Below are 18,524 nucleotides of genomic sequence, written 5' to 3' on the forward strand. Positions count from 1 at the left end.
GGTTCTTGTGGGAGCGAGCCTGCTCGCGAAAGCGGTGTATCAGTCGAAGTATCCGGAGCTGACAGACCGTCTTCGCGAGCAGGCTCGCTCCCACAAAAAAAGCATCACATCCGGAACACGCCGAAGCGGCTCGGTTCGATAGGCGCGTTCAACGACGCGGACAAGGCCAAGGCCAGCACATCGCGGGTCTGCGCCGGGTCGATGACGCCGTCGTCCCACAGCCGTGCGCTGGAATAGTAGGGATGACCCTGCTCTTCGTACTGATCGAGGATCGGTTGCTTGATCTCGGCTTCCTGCGCGGCGCTGAAGGCTTGGCCGCTGCGTTCGGCCTGCTCGCGCTTGACCTGCACCAGCACGCCCGCCGCCTGCTCGGCACCCATCACGCCGATGCGCGCATTCGGCCACATCCACAGGAAGCGCGGATCGTAAGCGCGGCCGCACATGCCGTAGTTACCGGCGCCGAAGCTGCCGCCGATGATCACGGTGAATTTCGGCACTTTGGCGCAGGCCACGGCGGTCACCAGTTTGGCGCCGTGCTTGGCGATGCCGCCGGCCTCGTATTTCTGGCCGACCATGAACCCGGTGATGTTCTGCAGGAACAGCAGCGGAATGCCGCGCTGGCAGGCCAGTTCGATGAAGTGCGCGCCTTTTTGCGCGGCTTCGGCGAAAAGGATGCCGTTGTTGGCGAGGATCGCGATCGGGTAGCCATGCAAGTGCGCAAAACCGCAAACCAGCGTGGTGCCGAACAATGCCTTGAATTCATCGAACACCGAACCGTCGACCAGCCGCGCAATGACTTCGCGCACATCGAACGGCTGTTTGGCGTCTGCGGAAACCACACCGTATAACTCGTCGCTGGCATACAGCGGCGCGATCGGCGTGCGTTGCTGCAACTCGCCGAGCTTGCGCCAGTTGAGGTTGGCAACGCTGCGGCGGGCGAGGGCGAGGGCGTGTTCGTCGCTCTCGGCGTAATGGTCGGCCACGCCGGAAATCTTGCAGTGCACATCGGCACCGCCGAGGTCTTCAGCGCTGACCACTTCACCGGTCGCGGCTTTCACCAGCGGTGGGCCGGCGAGGAAAATCGTTGCCTGATTGCGCACCATGATCGCTTCGTCCGCCATCGCCGGCACGTACGCGCCGCCAGCGGTGCATGAGCCCATGACCACCGCGATCTGCGGGATGCCCATGGCGCTCATGTTGGCCTGGTTGAAGAAGATCCGCCCGAAGTGTTCGCGATCCGGGAACACCTCGTCCTGACGAGGCAGGTTGGCGCCACCCGAGTCCACCAGATAGATGCACGGCAGGCGGTTCTGTAGGGCAATGGTCTGCGCGCGCAGGTGTTTTTTCACGGTCAGCGGGTAGTACGAGCCGCCCTTCACCGTCGCGTCGTTGGCGACAATCATGCATTCGACGCCTTCGACCCGGCCGATCCCGGCGATCACCCCGGCGGCTGGCACGTCTTCGCCATACACTGCGTGGGCGGCGAGCTGGCTGATTTCCAGAAAAGGCGAGCCCGGATCGAGCAAGCGATTGATGCGTTCACGCGGTAGCAATTTACCGCGCGAGGTATGTCGTTCCTGGGCTTTCGCGCCGCCGCCCTGCGCCACTTGGGCGAGCAGGGTGTGCAGCGCGTCGACCTGTTCAAGCATCGCCGCGCTATTGGCGGCGAACTCCGCTGAACGGGGATTGAGCTGGGTATGCAGGATAGCCATGTGCAGCTCCGTTTTAGCGGGTTTCGTTGAACAGTTCGCGGCCGATCAGCATGCGCCGGATCTCACTGGTGCCGGCGCCGATTTCGTAAAGCTTGGCATCACGCAGCAGACGCCCGGCCGGGAATTCGTTTATGTAGCCGTTACCGCCGAGAATCTGGATCGCGTCGAGGGCCATTTGCGTGGCGCGCTCGGCGGTGTAGAGGATCACTCCGGCGGCGTCCTTGCGCGTGGTTTCGCCACGCTCGCAGGCCTGGGCCACCGCATACAGGTAGGCGCGGCTGGCGTTGAGCTGGGTGTACATGTCGGCGACTTTGCCCTGGATCAGCTGGAATTCGCCAATGCTCTGGCCGAACTGCTTGCGATCGTGGATGTACGGCACGATCAGGTCCATGCACGACTGCATGATCCCGGTCGGGCCGCCGGACAGCACCACGCGTTCATAATCGAGGCCACTCATCAGCACTTTCACGCCGCCATTGAGCACACCGAGGATGTTTTCTTCCGGCACTTCGACGTCATCGAAGAACAGCTCGCAGGTGTTGGAACCGCGCATGCCGAGCTTGTCGAACTTGTTGCTGCGGCTGAAGCCTTTCCAGTCGCGCTCGACGATGAACGCGGTGATGCCGTGCGGGCCTTTTTCCAGGTCGGTCTTGGCATAGATCACGTAGGTGTTGGCGTCGGGGCCGTTGGTGATCCAGGTCTTGCTGCCATTGAGCACGAAGCGGTCGCCGCGTTTGTCGGCGCGCAGTTTCATCGAAACCACGTCGGAGCCGGCGTTCGGCTCGCTCATGGCGAGGGCGCCGACGTGTTCGCCGCTGATCAGCTTCGGCAGGTATTTGGATTTCTGTTCGTGGTTGCCGTTGCGGTTGATCTGGTTGACGCAGAGATTGGAGTGCGCGCCGTAGGACAGCGCCACGGAAGCCGAGCCGCGGCTGATTTCTTCCATCGCCACCACGTGCGCCAGGTAACCCAGACCCGCACCGCCGTACTCTTCCGGCACGGTGATGCCGAGCAGGCCCATGTCACCGAATTTGCGCCACATGTCGGCCGGGAACATGTTGTCGCGGTCGATCTGCGCGGCGCGTGGGGCAATCTGATCGGCGACGAAGGACTGAACCTGATCGCGCAGCATGTCGATGGTTTCACCGAGGGCGAAGTTCAGGGATGGGTAGCTCATGGGTCACCTTTTGGCTTTTTTGTAGGGTGGGGAGGGCGGTCAATGGCTCTCACCTTTACGTTAACGTAAGCCTGCGATGGTTGGCTGTCAATCACCCTTTACGTTAACGTCAACTTGAGCGAGAGTAGGGGCAGTTCAGGATTGAAAACGGAGTGCTTTTGGTGGGAGCGGGCTTGTGTGGTGAGGGGATTTATCCCCGATGGTTGGCGAAGCCGACCCAAAACCTGTGAATGCGGTTCAACAGGAAAAACTGAGGGTGCGCTTCGCACACCATCGGGGATGAATCCCCTCGCCACAGTTGACTCCCGCCAAGAGCAAAATCCCGGTAAACCCACTAATAAAGACAATAGGGGTCATCATGGATCAACCCAGTGCAAACCCGCAGCGCAGCTACACCCGTGGCTCACAGGACAAAGCCTTGCTGGCGATGACCATCGGGCAGAAGTTCGATCAGACTGTCGCGCAACACCCGTACGGCGAGGCGCTGGTCGTAAGGCATCAGCAGTTGCGTTATACCTGGCAGCAACTGGCCGATAGCGTCGACCTGCACGCCAGAGCCTTGCTGGCGCTGGGTTTGCAGGCGGGAGATCGGCTCGGCATCTGGGCGCCGAACTGCGCGCAGTGGTGCATCACGCAAATCGCCACGGCGAAGATCGGCGTGATCCTGGTCAACATCAACCCGGCCTACCGCAGCTCCGAACTGGAATACGTGCTCAAGCAGTCCGGTTGCCAGTGGCTGGTGTGCGCCGGCGCTTTCAAGTCCTCCAACTACCACGCCATGCTGCAAGGGCTGGTACCGGAACTCGCCGAGCAATCCATCGGCCATTTGTGCAGCGAACGTCTGGCGGATTTGCGCGGGGTGATCAGCCTCGACGCACAGCCACCGTCGGGCTTCCTGCCGTGGTTGCAACTGGCCGATCTGGCGAGCAGTGTTTCGCCCGAACAACTGCGTGAACGCAGCGACAGTCTGCACTTCGATCAACCGGTGAACATCCAGTACACCTCCGGCACCACCGGTTTCCCCAAGGGCGCGACCCTCAGTCACTACAACATCCTCAACAACGGTTACATGGTCGGCGAAAGCATCGGCCTGACCCCGAGCGACCGCCTGGTGATCCCCGTGCCGCTGTATCACTGCTTCGGCATGGTCATGGGCAACCTCGGCTGCATCACCCACGCCAGCACCATGATTTATCCCAACGACGCGTTCGACCCGCTGCTGACCCTGCAAACTGTCGCCGAAGAACAAGCCACCGGCCTGTACGGTGTGCCGACCATGTTCATCGCCATGCTCGATCAGCCGCAGCGGGCCGAGTTCGACCTGTCGACCCTGCGCACCGGGATCATGGCCGGCGCCACTTGCCCGATCGAGGTAATGCGCCGGGTCATCAGCGAGATGCACATGAGCGAAGTGCAGATTGCCTACGGCATGACCGAGACCAGTCCGGTGTCGCTGCAGACCGGACCCAACGATGAACTTGAACTGCGCGTCACCACCGTCGGCCGCACCCAGCCGCAACTGGAAAACAAAATCATCGACGAGGCGGGCAACCTGGTGCCGCGCGGCACTATCGGTGAGCTGTGCACCCGCGGTTACAGTGTGATGCTCGGTTACTGGAGCAACCCGCAAGCCACGGCCGAAGCCATCGACGAGGCCGGCTGGATGCACACCGGCGATCTGGCGAGTATGAACGATGAGGGGTACGTGAACATCGCCGGGCGCAACAAAGACATGATCATTCGCGGCGGCGAGAACATTTACCCGCGTGAGCTGGAAGAATTTTTCTTCACCCACCCGGCGGTGGCGGACGTGCAGGTGATCGGCATCCCGTGCTCGCGTTACGGTGAGGAGATTGTCGCCTGGATCAAGTTCCACCCCGGTCACAGCGCCTCCGAACTGGAATTGCAAACCTGGTGCAAGGAGCGCATCGCGCACTTCAAGACGCCGCGTTACTTCAAGTTCGTCGAAGAGTTTCCGATGACGGTGACGGGCAAGATCCAGAAGTTTCGGATGCGTGAGATCAGTATCGAGGAGCTGAAGACAGTCGAGCGGTGAACACAAACAATGTGGGAGCTGGCTTGCCAGCGATGGCGTCGGGTCAGCCAGCATCAATGTTGAATGATCTACCGCAATCGCTGGCAAGCCAGCTCCCACAGGGATTTGGGGGAATTAAGAAATCACAGAAAGCACAAAGGGGAGCCGAGGCTCCCCTTTAATTTTGTCGTCGCGTGCTCTTTTTTTATTATTGAGGGGCGGTCTGTTGTTGTTTTTGGCAACCGTGGCCCTTTACCGCTGTTTTTGGCGACCCCCATCCGGGGTCAAGAGCAAACGTATTTTTTTGAGCGCTGATCTGCTTTCTCGTTAAACGATCCAACCGATTCGGGAGCTACCTGAAGGTAGTTTTATTGTTCTCTGCCCGGTTGCGGGTCACTCCTGAGAGCACCCTGAAAAGCACACCTTCTCCAAAAAAATCTGTTAGCTGCGTCTCTGCCGTGTTGTTTTTGTTATGTCAGAGTCGGTACGTCTTATTTTTATTGGTTTGCTGCTTTTTATTCTTGTTATGCCATAGAGATAGCAGAAGCCGTGCCAACTTTTTAAAATCCTTTTAAATCAATGATTTGAGATTTTTGAAGGATTTTTCCTTCTGGGCAAACCAGACAATTTGTTTCCGTGTTACTCGACCACGCCTACGTTTCCGACACAGCGGTAACACCTTCACCCTCACTGGGCGTTACGGGCCTTGGCCACGCGCGAACCGCTCGGGCGACCGAGCACCGCGCTGATCTGTTGACCCGCCGCAATCAGGGCGTCCAGGTCGATGCCGGTCTCGATGCCCAGACCATTGAGCAGGTACACCACGTCTTCGGTGGCGACGTTACCGCTCGCGCCTTTGGCGTACGGGCAGCCGCCGAGGCCGGCGATAGAGCTGTCGAACACCGCGATGCCTTCCAGCAGGCTGGCATAGATGTTGGCCATCGCCTGGCCGTAGGTGTCGTGGAAGTGTCCAGCCAGTTTTTCCCGTGGGACTTGCGCCGAGACCACGTCGAATAACCGACGGGTTGCGCCGGCAGTGCCGGTGCCGATGGTGTCGCCAAGGGACACTTCGTAGCAGCCCATCGCATACAACTCGCGGGCGACCATCGCCACTTGTTCCGGTGCGACCTCGCCTTCATAAGGGCAACCGAGCACGCAGGACACGTAACCGCGCACGGTAACGCCGTGCTGTTTCGCGGCCTCCATGATCGGTGCGAAGCGCGCCAGACTTTCGCTGATCGAGCAATTGATGTTGCGCTGCGAGAACGCCTCGGACGCCGCAGCGAACACCGCGACTTCTTTCACACCGGCCGCCAGTGCATCTTCAAAACCGCGCAGGTTCGGCGCCAGTGCACCGTAGGTCACGCCGGGTTTGCGCTGGATCTGCGCAAACACTTCGGCGGATCCGGCCATCTGCGGCACCCATTTCGGCGAGACAAAACTGCCGACTTCGATATAACCAAGGCCGGCGGCGCTCAGGGCGTCGACCAGTTGCACCTTGTCAGCCACGCTGATCGGTTGGGCTTCGTTCTGCAGGCCATCGCGCGGGCCGACTTCGATCAGGCGTACTTGGGAGGGGAGGGACATGGGATTGACCTGCTCATTTTCGGAATTACATGAGGTCCCTGTGGGAGCGGGCTTGCTCGCGAAGGCGGTGTATCAGATACAAAATTTGTCGCCTGACACTCCGCCTTCGCGAGCAAGCCCGCTCCCACAGGGAATGAGTTGTGGCTGATTACTGCGCTATCTGCTGGCTCTTCAGCGTCTGCTCCAACGCCTGCACGCAGCGTTCTTCAGCGGTATCGAGTTCCAGCTTCATCTGTTCGATGTCGAGCAACTGCTGCTCGAGCTGTTCGCGGCGCTCGCCGATTTTTGCCAGCATGCTGTTGAGCTGTTTGGTGTTACCGCTGGACGGGTCATAGAGCTCGATCAGCTCACGGCATTCGGCCAGGGAGAAACCGATGCGCTTGCCACGCAGGATCAGCTTCAGGCTGACCTTGTCGCGCGGCGAGTAGATGCGTTCCTGGCCACGGCGCTCAGGGCTGAGCAGGCCTTGTTCTTCATAAAAGCGGATCGCCCGGGTGGTGATGTCCAGCTCGCGGGCGAGGTCGGAAATGCTGTAGGTCTGGCTGCTCATGAAAGCGCTCGGAAAAAGGTCTTGGCGCTAAGCTAATGGCGAGTTGACGTTTACGTCAAGGTTCAAGATGTATGGTGTGAGGGATGGCCTCTTCGCGAGCAGGCTCGCTCCCACAGTTGATTGCATGTCATCTGAAGAAGCGCGATCGAATGTGGGAGCGAGCCTGCTCGCGAAGAACGATAACGCGGTTGCCAGCCTTACACTTTGTCGAGCTTCTTCTCCTGCGCTGCCACCTGCTGGCACAACTCGATGATCTGCTCGCGCATCCAGCGATTGGCCGGATCCTGGTCGGTGCTCTCATGCCAATACAGGTGAGTCTCCAGCGGCGGCACGTCGTTGACCGGCAGGTTGAACGCATGCAAGTCGTTACGCCGGGCAAAGCGCTCGGGTACCGTCATCACCATGTCGGTCTGCTGCATGACCTGCGACGCCATCAGATAATGCTGCGAGCGCAGGGCGATCTTGCGCTGAATGCCCATTTTGCCCAGCGCCAGATCCACATAGCCCAGCCCGCTGCGGCGACTGGAGATATGGATGTGGGTCAGCGACAGATAGTCATCCAGCGACAGTTTCTCCTTGCCCGCCAGCGGATGACCCTTGCGCATTGCACAGACGTAACGGTCTTCCATCAGCTTGACGTGGCGCACCTGCGGGTCGGTGTTGAGCGGGGCATCGACGGCAAAATCCAGGCGTCCGGCCGCCAGTTCCTTGGTGGTTTCGCGGCGTTTGGACAGGAAACTTTCAATGATCACCGTCGGCGCCAGACGCCGCAAACGCTGGAACAGCGGCGGCAGAATCACCGCCTCAGTGAGGTCGGTCATGCTGATGCGGTAAGTCTTCACCGCCTGCGCCGGGTTGAAAATCCGGCTCTCCTGCACTGACACCCGCAGCAGCGACAGCGCGTTGCGCACCGGGCCGATGATGTTCTGCGCCATCGGTGTCGGCACCATGCCCTGCGCGGTGCGCACGAACAGCGGATCGTTGAAGGTCTCGCGCAACCGCGCCAGCGCGTTGGACACCGCCGGCTGGGTAATCCCGACAATCTGCCCGGCGCGAGTCAGGTTGGCTTCGGTGTAGATCGCGTCGAAGACGATGAAAAGGTTGAGGTCGACCTTACTCAGATTCATAACGCGGCTTCTCTTGTTCTAGGGGCTGACGATCAGCGGATCATATATCGGTGATGAATGTTTATACACGCCGAGAATAGGCTAGGTAAATTATCCGCGCTGTTCTAGCATCGATTGCATGATCTGAACAACCTCTGCCTAAAGAAGGTAATTGCTCATGGATTTCGCTTATTCGCCCAAGGTGCAAGAACTGCGTGAGCGCGTGACCGCGTTCATGGACGCATACGTTTACCCGGCCGAAGCCGTGTTCGAACGCCAGGTTGCCGAGGGCGATCGCTGGCAGCCGACCGCGATCATGGAAGAGCTCAAAGCCAAGGCCAAGGCTGAAGGGCTGTGGAATCTGTTCCTGCCGGAATCGGAACTCGGCGCCGGCCTGACCAACCTTGAATACGCACCGCTGGCGGAAATCATGGGCCGTTCTTTGTTGGGGCCGGAGCCGTTCAACTGCTCGGCGCCGGACACCGGCAACATGGAAGTGCTGGTGCGCTACGCCAACGAAGAGCAGAAACAGCGCTGGCTCGAACCGCTGCTGCGCGGCGAGATCCGCTCGGCGTTTGCCATGACCGAGCCTGACGTGGCCTCGTCCGACGCCACCAACATGGCCGCCCGCGCCGTGCGTGATGGCGACGAGTGGGTGATCAACGGCAAGAAATGGTGGACCTCCGGCGCCTGCGATCCGCGCTGCAAGATCCTGATCTTCATGGGCCTGAGCAACCCCGACGCACCGCGCCATGCGCAGCACTCGATGATCCTCGTGCCGGTCGACACCCCCGGGGTGAAAATCGTCCGTCCGCTGCCGGTGTTCGGCTACGACGATGCACCGCACGGCCACGCCGAAGTGCTGTTCGACAACGTGCGCGTGCCGTACGAAAACGTCCTGCTCGGTGAAGGACGCGGCTTCGAAATCGCTCAAGGTCGCCTCGGCCCAGGGCGGATTCACCACTGCATGCGCTCGATCGGCATGGCTGAACGTGCGCTGGAATTGATGTGCAAGCGCTCGGTGAGTCGCACCGCGTTCGGCAAACCGCTGGCGCGTCTGGGCGGTAACGTCGACAAGATCGCTGACTCGCGGATGGAAATCGACATGGCGCGCCTGCTGACCCTGAAAGCGGCGTACATGATGGACACCGTCGGCAACAAAGTGGCGAAGAGCGAGATCGCGCAGATCAAGGTCGTCGCGCCGAACGTGGCGCTGCGGGTGATCGACCGGGCGATCCAGATCCACGGCGGGGCCGGGGTCTCCAACGATTTCCCGCTGGCCTACATGTACGCCATGCAGCGCACCCTGCGCCTGGCCGACGGCCCGGACGAAGTGCACCGAGCGGCGATCGGCAAGTTCGAGATTGGCAAGTACGTGCCGAAGGAAATGCTGCGCAGCGGTCATTAAGACCGCGTCGCCGGCTTCGCGAGCAGGCTCGCTCCCACATTAGACCGCATACCAAATGGAAGAATGCGATCACTGCGGGAGCGAGCCTGCTCGCGAAGGGGCCAGCCCATTCAGTCCATCAACATCAGATTCAATACACCCAAACCTCAAACCGCCGATTCTTGATCCTGCCTTCATCCGCACTGTTCGCCGCCACCGGCATCAACGCGCCAAACCCGCGCACTTCGCGCATCACCACGCCGTTCTTCACCAATTCACGGCGCACCGCCATCGCCCGCAGCTTTGACAGCAGGTCGGCGCGGGCCGGATCGTCTTTCTCGTCGCCAAACCCCACCAGCGTCACCGCGCGCTCGGTCTTGTCGTGGCGCTGTATATAGTCGAGCACCCGCGCCAGATCCTGCCGCGCCTTGTTGTCGAGGCTGGCGCTGCCTTCCTCGAAACGGAAATTCACCGTCAGACGCTGGGCATGGCGGCTGAGGGATTGATAACCCTCGGGCATCAGCGCATTCGGTGTCACGGTCATCGCGTGCACGGTCTGGCTGATGAAGCCGTTGGCCGCGACAATCTTCTGGCCCTGTGGGCTTTGCGCAAACGCCACCAGTGCCGATGCCCACGGATTCTGGTTGCCCGGCGGCAGATAAAAGAACAGGCGCCGCGACAGCGGATAGTCCTCAGTGGCAATCAGACTGTTGAGCGGCAACATCGATTGCGATGCGCCGTCGGCAATCGCCACGGCTTTGGCCTGACGCACATACGGTAGACCGATGAAACCGATACCCTGCGGATCACTGCTCACCGCGTCGGACAATTGCTCGCTGGATTCGAAGCGTTTCGCACTGGAACTCAGACTTTTCCCACGCCGACCCAGCACCAGTTCCTTGAACGTGTCGTAAGTGCCGGACTGATCATCCCGCGCATATAAATGAATCGCGCCGCCGCGACCGCCGAGGTCTTCCCAGGTTTTCACCTCACCGGCGAAGATCCGCGCCAGTTGCTCGGTGTCTAGTTGCTGCAGTGGGTTGCCGGGGTTAAGGATGATCGCCAGGCCGTCGATGGCAATCACCTGCTCGGCGGCGGCGCTTTTCAAGTCGCCGAGCGCTTGCAGGCTGAGCAGTTCGCTGTCCTTGATCGGTCGGGAGGAGGCGGCGAGGTCGGCACTGGCGCTTTTCAGCGCAGTGAAACCGGTGCTGGAACCGTGGGCGGCGACTTCAATCACCACCCGTTTGCCTTGGGCAGTCTGGCCGACGATGTGTTGTTCGTTGGCGGCGTCGGGGTTCTCTCGGTGAATTTTCAGCAGGCCCTGGTCCTGCAGAAAGCCTTCAACCAACGCCGGGCCAAGGTCGGCGCCAATGGTGTTGGAACCCTGAATGCGCAATGCCGGGCCGTTTTCAGGGATGGGCAGGGTGGCGGCACTGACCGTCAGCCATGCACTCGACAGAAAAGCGAACAGAACACGCAGGGTCATGCCGGCACCGAATCAAGCCAAGGGGATTGCCGGGGAGATTAAGTCAGGCGCATGACCAAAACATGACAGTGATCCAATGTAGGAGTGAGTCCGTGGTGAGGGGATTTATCCCCGATGGTTGGCGAAGCCGACCCAAAATCTTCATTTCGATCTACTAGAGACGACTGGGGCCGCTTCGCAGCCCATCGGGGATAAATCCCCTCACCACAGGCTCACTCGTACAGGGAGAAACGTTGTGAATCAGCTCAGTTCAAGCCAGATCGGCGCATGATCCGACGGTTTTTCCATGCCGCGCAGTTCATAGTCCACGCCCGCATCCTTGACCCGCGGCAGCAAGCCGTGGGAGGCGAGGATCACGTCGATGCGCAGGCCACGTTTCGGTTCGTCTTCAAAACCACGGCTGCGATAGTCGAACCAGCTGAACATGTCGGTCACGTCCGGGTTCAAGTGGCGATAGCTGTCGGTCAGGCCCCAGTTTTTCAGGCGGGCCATCCACTCGCGCTCTTCCGGCAGGAAGCTGCATTTGCCGGTTTTCAACCAGCGCTTCATGTTGTCCGGGCCGATGCCGATGTCGCAGTCCTCCGGGGAAATGTTCACATCGCCCATCACCACCAGCGGCTGCTCGTTGTGGAACTGGCTTTCCAGCAGGGTTTGCAGGTCGCTGTAGAAGCGTTGCTTGGCCGGGAATTTGGTCGGGTGGTCGCGGCTTTCGCCCTGCGGGAAGTAGCCGTTCATGATGGTCACCGGTACGCCATTGGCGTCGGCGAAGGTGCCCCAGATAAAGCGGCGCTGCGCGTCTTCTTCATCGCTGGCGAAGCCTTTGTGGATCGCGATCGGTTCTTTGCGCGACAGCAGGGCGACGCCGTAATGGCCTTTCTGACCGTGGAAATAAACGTGGTAGCCCAGCGCGCGCACTTCTTCCAGCGGGAACTGGTCGTCGTGGACCTTGGTTTCCTGCAGGCCGATCACGTCCGGCTGATGCTTTTCGATCAGCGCTGCCAGCTGATGCGGACGGGCGCGCAGTCCGTTGATGTTGAAGGAAACAATCTTCATGGTCGGCAGTCCTGGCAAAAGGGCGATGCTAGCTGACATGTGGGATGGGGGCCAGTGTGGGGTGGGAGAAATCATTTTCATCTGTGGGATGTGGGTTGCCCGAGCTGACGCCATCGCGAGCAGGCTCGCTCCTACAATTGGAATGCGTACCCCCTGTAGGAGTGAGCCTGCTCGCGATGGCGGCCGCCCAGTCGATGAAGATCCCGAGTTGGTCTATACCTGTGGGGAACTGCGCCACCCGCAAAAGGTTCGTACCATCAAGAGCGCAGTCATTTGAGCCGCGCCCCGGGGGAGAATCACCGTTATGCCTGAAACCCAGACCGCCATCGCCGACATCCACATGCTCGACCGCGGTTACTCGCGCGAAGCCCGATCGCTGCTGTATCAGGCCTATCGCCACGAGCCGACCTTCGGTTACCTGTTCGAGGCCGAGCGGCCGGGGTACGAGCAGCGCGTGCGAGCCACGGTGCGCGAACTGGTCAAACAGCATTTTCTGCAGGATCAGCCGGCCATCGGCCTGTTAGTCAATGACCGCCTGATCGGCATTGCTCTGATCGCGCCGCCGCAGCGTCGCCTGGGCATCACCGAAAGTTGGGCGTGGCGCCTGCGCATGGTGCTCAGCACAGGTTTCCGCTGCACCCGCCGTTATCTGGAATATCACGATGCAGTGGCCGCCTGCGTGCCCAGCGACTCGGTGCACATGCTGCCGCTGCTGGGCATTCATCCGCAGTTTCAGGGCAAACACTTCGGCGAGCAGTTGCTGACCGCCGTGCACAACTGGTGCGCGGTGGACGAAACCTCGCAAGGTGTGGTGCTCGACACCGGCAACCCGCGTTACCTGGAATTCTATAAACGCCAGGGCTACGAAGAGATCGGCGAAGTGGCCGTCGGCCCGGTGCGCGAGCACGTGTTTTTTCACGCCAATCCGCAGGTGTTACAAACTGCAACTGCTTAGCCATAGAACTTTTCAGGAAATTTCCTGTTCTATCACGCTCCCAAGCCCGTGATAGCATCCGCGCCTATGAAGTTTCCAGGAAGATTTACCAGTGGCGTGCTCATGCTGTTAACCAGCTGCGCGGCGCTGGCGCAAAGTGAATTGGACGTGCGGATCAAACCGTCCAACGACGAACTCAAGGCCAATATAGAAGGCTATATCGGCAGCCTCGGCGATCGTGATGAAGAAGCCTTGCTGCGCTTCAGTCGCGGGGCCGAGGAGCAGGCGCGCAAAGCTGCGCAGGCCTTGGGTTATTACCAGCCGCAGATCGAAAGTGATGTGAAGGGCGGCGACAAGCCGCGCCTGGTGCTGAACATCGATCCCGGCGAGCCGATTCGTCTGCGCAATGTGACCATCCGCGTCGATGGCCCTGCTGCCTCCCTCAAATCCTTTCGTGTGCCGAGCAGTGACACGCTCAAGTCCGGCGCGGTGCTCAACCATGGGCGTTATGAAGACGCCAAACGCCTGATCCAGAACCAGGCCTCGCGCTTCGGCTTTTTCAGTGGCCATTTCACCAGCCAGAAACTTTTGGTCGACCCGCGTGCCGGGGTGGCCGACGTTGAATTGATCTACGACAGCGGCCCGCGTTATGCGCTGGGCAAAGTCAGTTTCGAGGGCGATACGCCGTTCGACGAAGACCTGCTGCAACGCATGGTGCCGTTCAAGGCCGGCGATCCGTATGACTCCGAGCTGATCGCCGAACTCAACCGCGACCTGCAATCGAGTGGCTATTTCGAAGGCGTGCGCGTCGATGCGGCGCCGACGGCGGCGAAGAACGATGTGATTCCGGTAGACGTCAAACTCGACACGCGCAAACCACGCACCATGGGCCTGGGCCTCGGTTATTCGACCGACGTCGGCCCACGGATCAAGGCCAACTGGACGCGCCACTGGGTCAACCCGCAGGGCGACAGTTACGGCTGGGAAGCCGAGTTGTCGGCGCCACGGCAGAACGTCGGGCTGTTCTACGACATTCCGCTCGACCCACCGCTGACCGACAAACTGCGTTGGGCCGGTGGTTATCAATTTGAAAACATCGACGGCTCGGACACCCTGAGCAAGCTGCTGACCTTCGGCCCGGAATGGCACAGCAAATTGCCCAGCGGCTGGCAGCGAGTGATCTCGCTGAAATGGCAGCGTGAAGAATATGAACTTGGCGACGACTCCGGCCTGAGTACCTTGTTGATGCCCGGCATCAGTTACTCGTACCTGAAAAGCGACAACCGCATCGACCCGCACAACGGCTATCGCCTGACCTTCGAAAGCAAAGTGGCGAAAGAAGGCCTTGGCTCGGACAACAACCTTTTATATGGCACGGCGCTCATCAAGGGCCTGACCACGGTGTTCGACAACCACCGCTTCCTCGGTCGGGTGCAGGTCGGCGGCAGCGCCACCAACGGTTACAACTCGGTACCGCCGTCGCTGCGTTTCTTCGCCGGCGGCGATCAAAGCGTGCGCGGTTACGACTACCAGAGCCTGTCCCCGGAAAACTCCAAGGGCGACCGCATCGGCGGCCGCTACATGGTGGCCGGCAGCGTCGAGTATCAGTACTCGATTGCCGAGAAATGGCGGGTCGCGACCTTCGTCGACCAGGGCAACTCCTTCAACAAACTCGAACTGCCGAACCTCAAGACCGGGGTCGGTATCGGTGTGCGCTGGGTCTCGCCGGTGGGGCCGATCCGCCTCGACCTGGCCCACGCGCTGGACGACGACGGCGGCATCCGGCTGCACTTTTCCATGGGGCCTGAGCTGTGAAGCGTGGTTTGAAAATAGCGGCACTGGCGCTGTTGGCGCTGGTGCTGTTGGTTGTAATGAGCATCAGCGCGGTACTCGGGACGCAGGCCGGCAGCCGTTGGGCGCTGAGCCTGGTGCCGGGTTTGAGCGTGGAGAATTTCCAGGGCCGTCTCGGTGGCCAATGGAGCGCCGATCATCTGCTGTGGCAGCAGGACAGCAGTCGCGTCGAGCTGAACAAGGCAATCTTCGCCTGGTCCCCGCTGTGCCTGACCCGCATGACTTTGTGCATCGAACAGCTCAAGGCCGATCAGGTCATTCTGCAATTCCCGCCGAGTGAAGAAACCACTGAAAGCGGCCCGATCAAACTGCCGGATCTGCAACTGCCGGTGGCCATCGAACTCGGTGACGTACAAGTCGGCAGCCTGTTGTTCAACGGCAGCGAGCAGCTCAAGGGCCTGCAACTGGCGGCGCACTGGACGGCCCAGGGCCTGCAGATCGACAGCGTGAAACTGCAGCGCGACGACCTCAGCCTGAATCTCTCCGGCCTGCTGCAACCGACCGGCAAATGGCCGCTGAACATCGCCGGTGACCTGAGCCTGCCGTCCCCAGGCACAGGCCCCTGGACGCTGGCGTTGAAAGTCGACGGCGATCTGCTGAAAACCCTCAACCTGCATGCCGACAGCCGTGGCTACCTCGACGGCCAGTTGAGCGGCGAACTGCAACCGCTGGCGGAAAATCTGCCGGCCAAGGTGCGCATCACCTCCGAGGCGTTCAAACCCAGCGCCGATTTGCCGGACACCCTGCAACTCAATCAATTGGTACTGACCGGCGACGGTGACCTGAAAAACGGTTATCAGCTCAACGGCAACGCCACGCTGCCCGCCGATAAAGGCCCGGTGGCGCTGCTGCTCAAAGGCAAGGTCGATGCCAGCGGTGCGCAGATCGCCGGCCTCGACCTGACGGCCAACGATAAGCAAAGCCTCAAGCTCACCGGCAGCATTGACTGGAGCAAGGGCCTCACGGCTCAGGCCAACATCAACTGGCAGGATTTCCCGTGGCATCGGCTGTATAACGAAATCGACGAGCCGCAAGTCGCCTTGCGCACCTTCACCGGCGAAGTCTCCTACACCGACGGTCAGTACCTCGGTAACTTTGCCGCCGACCTCGATGGCCCGGCGGGGGCGTTCAGCCTGAGCAGTCCGTTCAGCGGCAGCCTGAAACAGATCGCCTTGCCGCAATTGAAAATGGAAGCCGGGCAGGGCAAGGCTGAAGGGCATGTCAATGTGCAGTTCGCCGACGGCATCGCCTGGGACACGGCGCTGGATCTCTCTGCGCTGAACCCGGCGTACTGGGTTGCGGAGTTGCCGGGCACGCTGGCCGGTCCGCTGAAAAGTAAAGGCGAGATGAAGAACGAACGCCTGAGCCTCACCGCCGATCTCGACCTCAAGGGCAAACTGCGCGGCCAACCGGCGATCCTCCAGGCCAAGGCTGACGGCGCGGGTGAGCAGTGGAACCTGAATGCCCTGCAAATCCGCCTCGGCGATAACAGCATCAGCGGCAAGGGCAGCCTGCAACAGAAACTCACCGGCCAGATCGACATCAAACTGACGCGTCTGGCCCAGCTCTGGCCGCAGCTGCGGGGGCAGGTCACGGGTCAGGTCAACGTTGCCGGTACGCTGAAAGCACCGCAAGGCAAACTCGGCCTGCAAGGTTCGCAACTGGCGTTTCAGGACAATCGCCTGCAAAGCCTCAACCTCGACGCCACGCTCGACAGTGCGCAACGGGCGAAGATCGATCTCAAGGGCAGCGGCATTCAGGCCGGCGACACCAACCTCGGTGTGTTGACCGCCAGCGCGCAGGGCGACATCAAGAGCCAGAAACTCAACCTCGACCTGCTCGGGCCGAAGCTGAAACTGGCCCTTGGCCTGGACGGCAATCTGGACAAGGGCAACTGGCGCGGTCGTTTGGCCAGCGGCGATATTCAGGCCGGCGGCCAGGACTGGAAACTGCAGAGCCCGGCCAGACTCGAACGTCTGGCTGACGGCAAGATCAACTTCGGCGCGCATTGCTGGATGTCCGGCAATGCCAGTCTGTGCGGTGAAGATCAGCGCCTGCTGCCGGAGCCGAAACTGCGTTACCACCTCAAGCAGTTCCCGATTGAAAGCCTCGCACAATGGCTACCGAAAGACTTCGCCTGGCAGGGCAAGCTCAACGCCGACCTGCAACTGGATCTGCCGGCCAGCGGCCCCAACGGCGTGGTCAGCGTCGACGCCAGCGGCGGCACCTTGCGCATGAAGGAAAAGGATCAGTGGCTGGACTTCCCGTACCAGACCCTGAAGCTCACCAGCAAACTCACACCGAAGCGCGTCGATACCGAACTCAACTTCGTCGGCGGCAAGCTCGGCGAATTGATGGTGCAGGCACAGCTCAATCCGCTGCCGAAAAACAAACCGCTGAGCGGCTCGTTCCGTCTCTCCGGGCTGGACCTGTCGGTGGCGCGGCCGTTTGTGCCGATGGTCGAGAAACTGACCGGGCGCCTGAACGGCAGCGGCACGATTTCCGGCGGGCTGCTGGCGCCGCTGGTCAACGGCACCGTGCAACTCAGCGACGGCGAAGTATCTGGCGCCGAGTTGCCGATGGAACTCAAAGACCTGCAACTGCAAGCGGTGATTGCCGGCGAGTCCGTGCGTCTGGACGGCGGCTGGAAAAGTGGCAAGACCGGGCAGGGCAGTCTCAATGGCAACGTCGCGTGGGGGCAGGCGCTGATAGTCGATCTGGCGCTCAAGGGCACGCAATTGCCGGTCACCGTCGAGCCGTATGCCAAGCTGGAAGTGGCGCCGGATCTGAAAATCTCCATGGCCGGCGACGAGCTGAAGATTGCCGGCAAAGTGCTGGTACCCAGAGGCGAAATCACCGTCCGCGAACTGCCGCCCTCCACGGTTAAAGTCTCCGATGACACGATCATCGTTGGTGCGCAGACCGAGGAGGGTAAACCGCCGATGGCCATGAAGATGGACATCGACGTGGTGGTCGGCGAAGACAAACTGAGCTTCGCCGGGTTCGGCCTGACCGCCAACCTGCAAGGTCACGTGCACATCGGCGACAACATGGACACCCGTGGCGAGCTGTGGCTCAACGACGGCCGTTACCGCGCCTATGGCCAGCGCCTGAACGTGCGTCGTGCGCGGCTGCTGTTTGCCGGCCCGATCGATCAGCCGTATCTGGACATCGAAGCGATCCGCCAGACCGACGACGTGATCGCCGGTATCCGCCTGAGCGGCAGCGCCGAGCAACCGACCACGCAAATCTTCTCTGAACCGGCGATGAGTCAGGAGCAGGCGTTGTCCTACCTGGTACTGGGACGTCCGCTGAGCACCAACGGCGAAGACAACAACATGCTCGCGCAAGCAGCATTGGGTCTGGGCTTGATGGGCAGTTCCGGGGTCACCAGCGGCCTGGCCAAAGACCTTGGGATTCAGGACTTCCAGCTCGACACCCAGGGCAGCGGCAACACCACCAGCGTGGTCGCCAGCGGCAACATCTCCGAAAAGCTCAGCCTGCGTTATGGCGTCGGCGTGTTCGAGCCAGCCAACACCATCGCGCTGCGTTACAAGCTGAGCAAGAAGGTATATGTCGAAGCCGCCAGCGGTGTCGCCAGTTCGCTGGATATCTTCTACAAGCGCGATTTCTGAGAACGTGGCCA

At 60.8% G+C, this 18,524-nt stretch carries 12 protein-coding genes; 5 read left to right on the forward strand and 7 right to left on the reverse strand.

The window, feature by feature from the left end:
* Nucleotides 1-104: 104 nt before the first annotated feature.
* Together ACM6I7_RS03550 and ACM6I7_RS03555 are read right to left on the reverse strand one after the other, a co-directional pair.
* Nucleotides 105-1,712, reverse strand: a complete 1,608-nt coding sequence (locus tag ACM6I7_RS03550) for a carboxyl transferase domain-containing protein (protein WP_414887960.1) — start codon at nucleotides 1,710-1,712, stop codon at nucleotides 105-107.
* A 13-nt stretch (nucleotides 1,713-1,725) separates the two neighbouring features.
* The gene (locus ACM6I7_RS03555) at nucleotides 1,726-2,889 is read right to left on the reverse strand and encodes an isovaleryl-CoA dehydrogenase (RefSeq protein ID WP_414887961.1); all 1,164 of its coding nucleotides are present in this window, start codon (nucleotides 2,887-2,889) and stop codon (nucleotides 1,726-1,728) included.
* A gap of 358 nt (nucleotides 2,890-3,247) precedes the next feature.
* Between ACM6I7_RS03555 and ACM6I7_RS03560 the strand changes: the two genes are divergently transcribed.
* Nucleotides 3,248-4,945 (forward strand): AMP-binding protein, encoded by a 1,698-nt coding sequence (locus ACM6I7_RS03560; protein WP_414887962.1) that lies wholly within the window; start codon nucleotides 3,248-3,250, stop codon nucleotides 4,943-4,945.
* A gap of 666 nt (nucleotides 4,946-5,611) precedes the next feature.
* Here ACM6I7_RS03560 and ACM6I7_RS03565 read toward each other — a convergent pair.
* The 3 genes from ACM6I7_RS03565 to ACM6I7_RS03575 all read right to left on the reverse strand — a co-directional run bounded on the left by ACM6I7_RS03565 (nucleotide 5,612) and on the right by ACM6I7_RS03575 (nucleotide 8,188).
* On the reverse strand, nucleotides 5,612-6,511 hold the full coding sequence (locus tag ACM6I7_RS03565; RefSeq protein WP_414887963.1) for a hydroxymethylglutaryl-CoA lyase: 900 nt from the start codon (nucleotides 6,509-6,511) through the stop codon (nucleotides 5,612-5,614).
* Nucleotides 6,512-6,659: 148 nt separating this feature from the next.
* Nucleotides 6,660-7,061 (reverse strand): MerR family transcriptional regulator, encoded by a 402-nt coding sequence (locus ACM6I7_RS03570; RefSeq protein WP_027614625.1) that lies wholly within the window; start codon nucleotides 7,059-7,061, stop codon nucleotides 6,660-6,662.
* A gap of 197 nt (nucleotides 7,062-7,258) precedes the next feature.
* Nucleotides 7,259-8,188 carry a LysR family transcriptional regulator gene (locus ACM6I7_RS03575; RefSeq protein ID WP_027614626.1) on the reverse strand — a complete coding sequence of 310 codons (930 nt, stop codon included), beginning with the start codon at nucleotides 8,186-8,188 and terminating at the stop codon, nucleotides 7,259-7,261.
* A gap of 157 nt (nucleotides 8,189-8,345) precedes the next feature.
* On the opposite strand from ACM6I7_RS03575, the gene ACM6I7_RS03580 reads away from it, so the two are divergent.
* Nucleotides 8,346-9,575 carry an acyl-CoA dehydrogenase gene (locus ACM6I7_RS03580; protein WP_007961105.1) on the forward strand — a complete coding sequence of 410 codons (1,230 nt, stop codon included), beginning with the start codon at nucleotides 8,346-8,348 and terminating at the stop codon, nucleotides 9,573-9,575.
* A gap of 130 nt (nucleotides 9,576-9,705) precedes the next feature.
* Here ACM6I7_RS03580 and ACM6I7_RS03585 read toward each other — a convergent pair whose 3' ends face one another.
* On the reverse strand, nucleotides 9,706-11,040 hold the full coding sequence (locus ACM6I7_RS03585; RefSeq protein ID WP_414887964.1) for a substrate-binding domain-containing protein: 1,335 nt from the start codon (nucleotides 11,038-11,040) through the stop codon (nucleotides 9,706-9,708).
* 240 nt (nucleotides 11,041-11,280) lie between these two features.
* Nucleotides 11,281-12,093 (reverse strand): exodeoxyribonuclease III, encoded by an 813-nt coding sequence (xthA, locus tag ACM6I7_RS03590; protein ID WP_027614628.1) that lies wholly within the window; start codon nucleotides 12,091-12,093, stop codon nucleotides 11,281-11,283.
* 304 nt (nucleotides 12,094-12,397) lie between these two features.
* Between xthA and ACM6I7_RS03595 the strand changes: the two genes are divergently transcribed.
* The 3 genes from ACM6I7_RS03595 to ACM6I7_RS03605 all read left to right on the forward strand — a co-directional run bounded on the left by ACM6I7_RS03595 (nucleotide 12,398) and on the right by ACM6I7_RS03605 (nucleotide 18,513).
* On the forward strand, nucleotides 12,398-13,048 hold the full coding sequence (locus ACM6I7_RS03595; protein WP_007961094.1) for a GNAT family N-acetyltransferase: 651 nt from the start codon (nucleotides 12,398-12,400) through the stop codon (nucleotides 13,046-13,048).
* A gap of 66 nt (nucleotides 13,049-13,114) precedes the next feature.
* Nucleotides 13,115-14,842, forward strand: coding sequence for an autotransporter assembly complex protein TamA (locus ACM6I7_RS03600; RefSeq protein ID WP_414887965.1), 1,728 nt, complete (start codon nucleotides 13,115-13,117; stop codon nucleotides 14,840-14,842).
* Nucleotides 14,839-18,513, forward strand: coding sequence for a translocation/assembly module TamB domain-containing protein (locus ACM6I7_RS03605; RefSeq protein ID WP_414887966.1), 3,675 nt, complete (start codon nucleotides 14,839-14,841; stop codon nucleotides 18,511-18,513). The genes ACM6I7_RS03600 and ACM6I7_RS03605 overlap by 4 nt, the downstream gene beginning before the upstream one ends.
* Nucleotides 18,514-18,524 lie beyond the last annotated feature (11 nt).

The organism is Pseudomonas sp. IT-93MI4 (assembly GCF_949767635.1).
Taxonomy (GTDB): Bacteria; Pseudomonadota; Gammaproteobacteria; order Pseudomonadales; family Pseudomonadaceae; genus Aquipseudomonas; species Aquipseudomonas putida_A.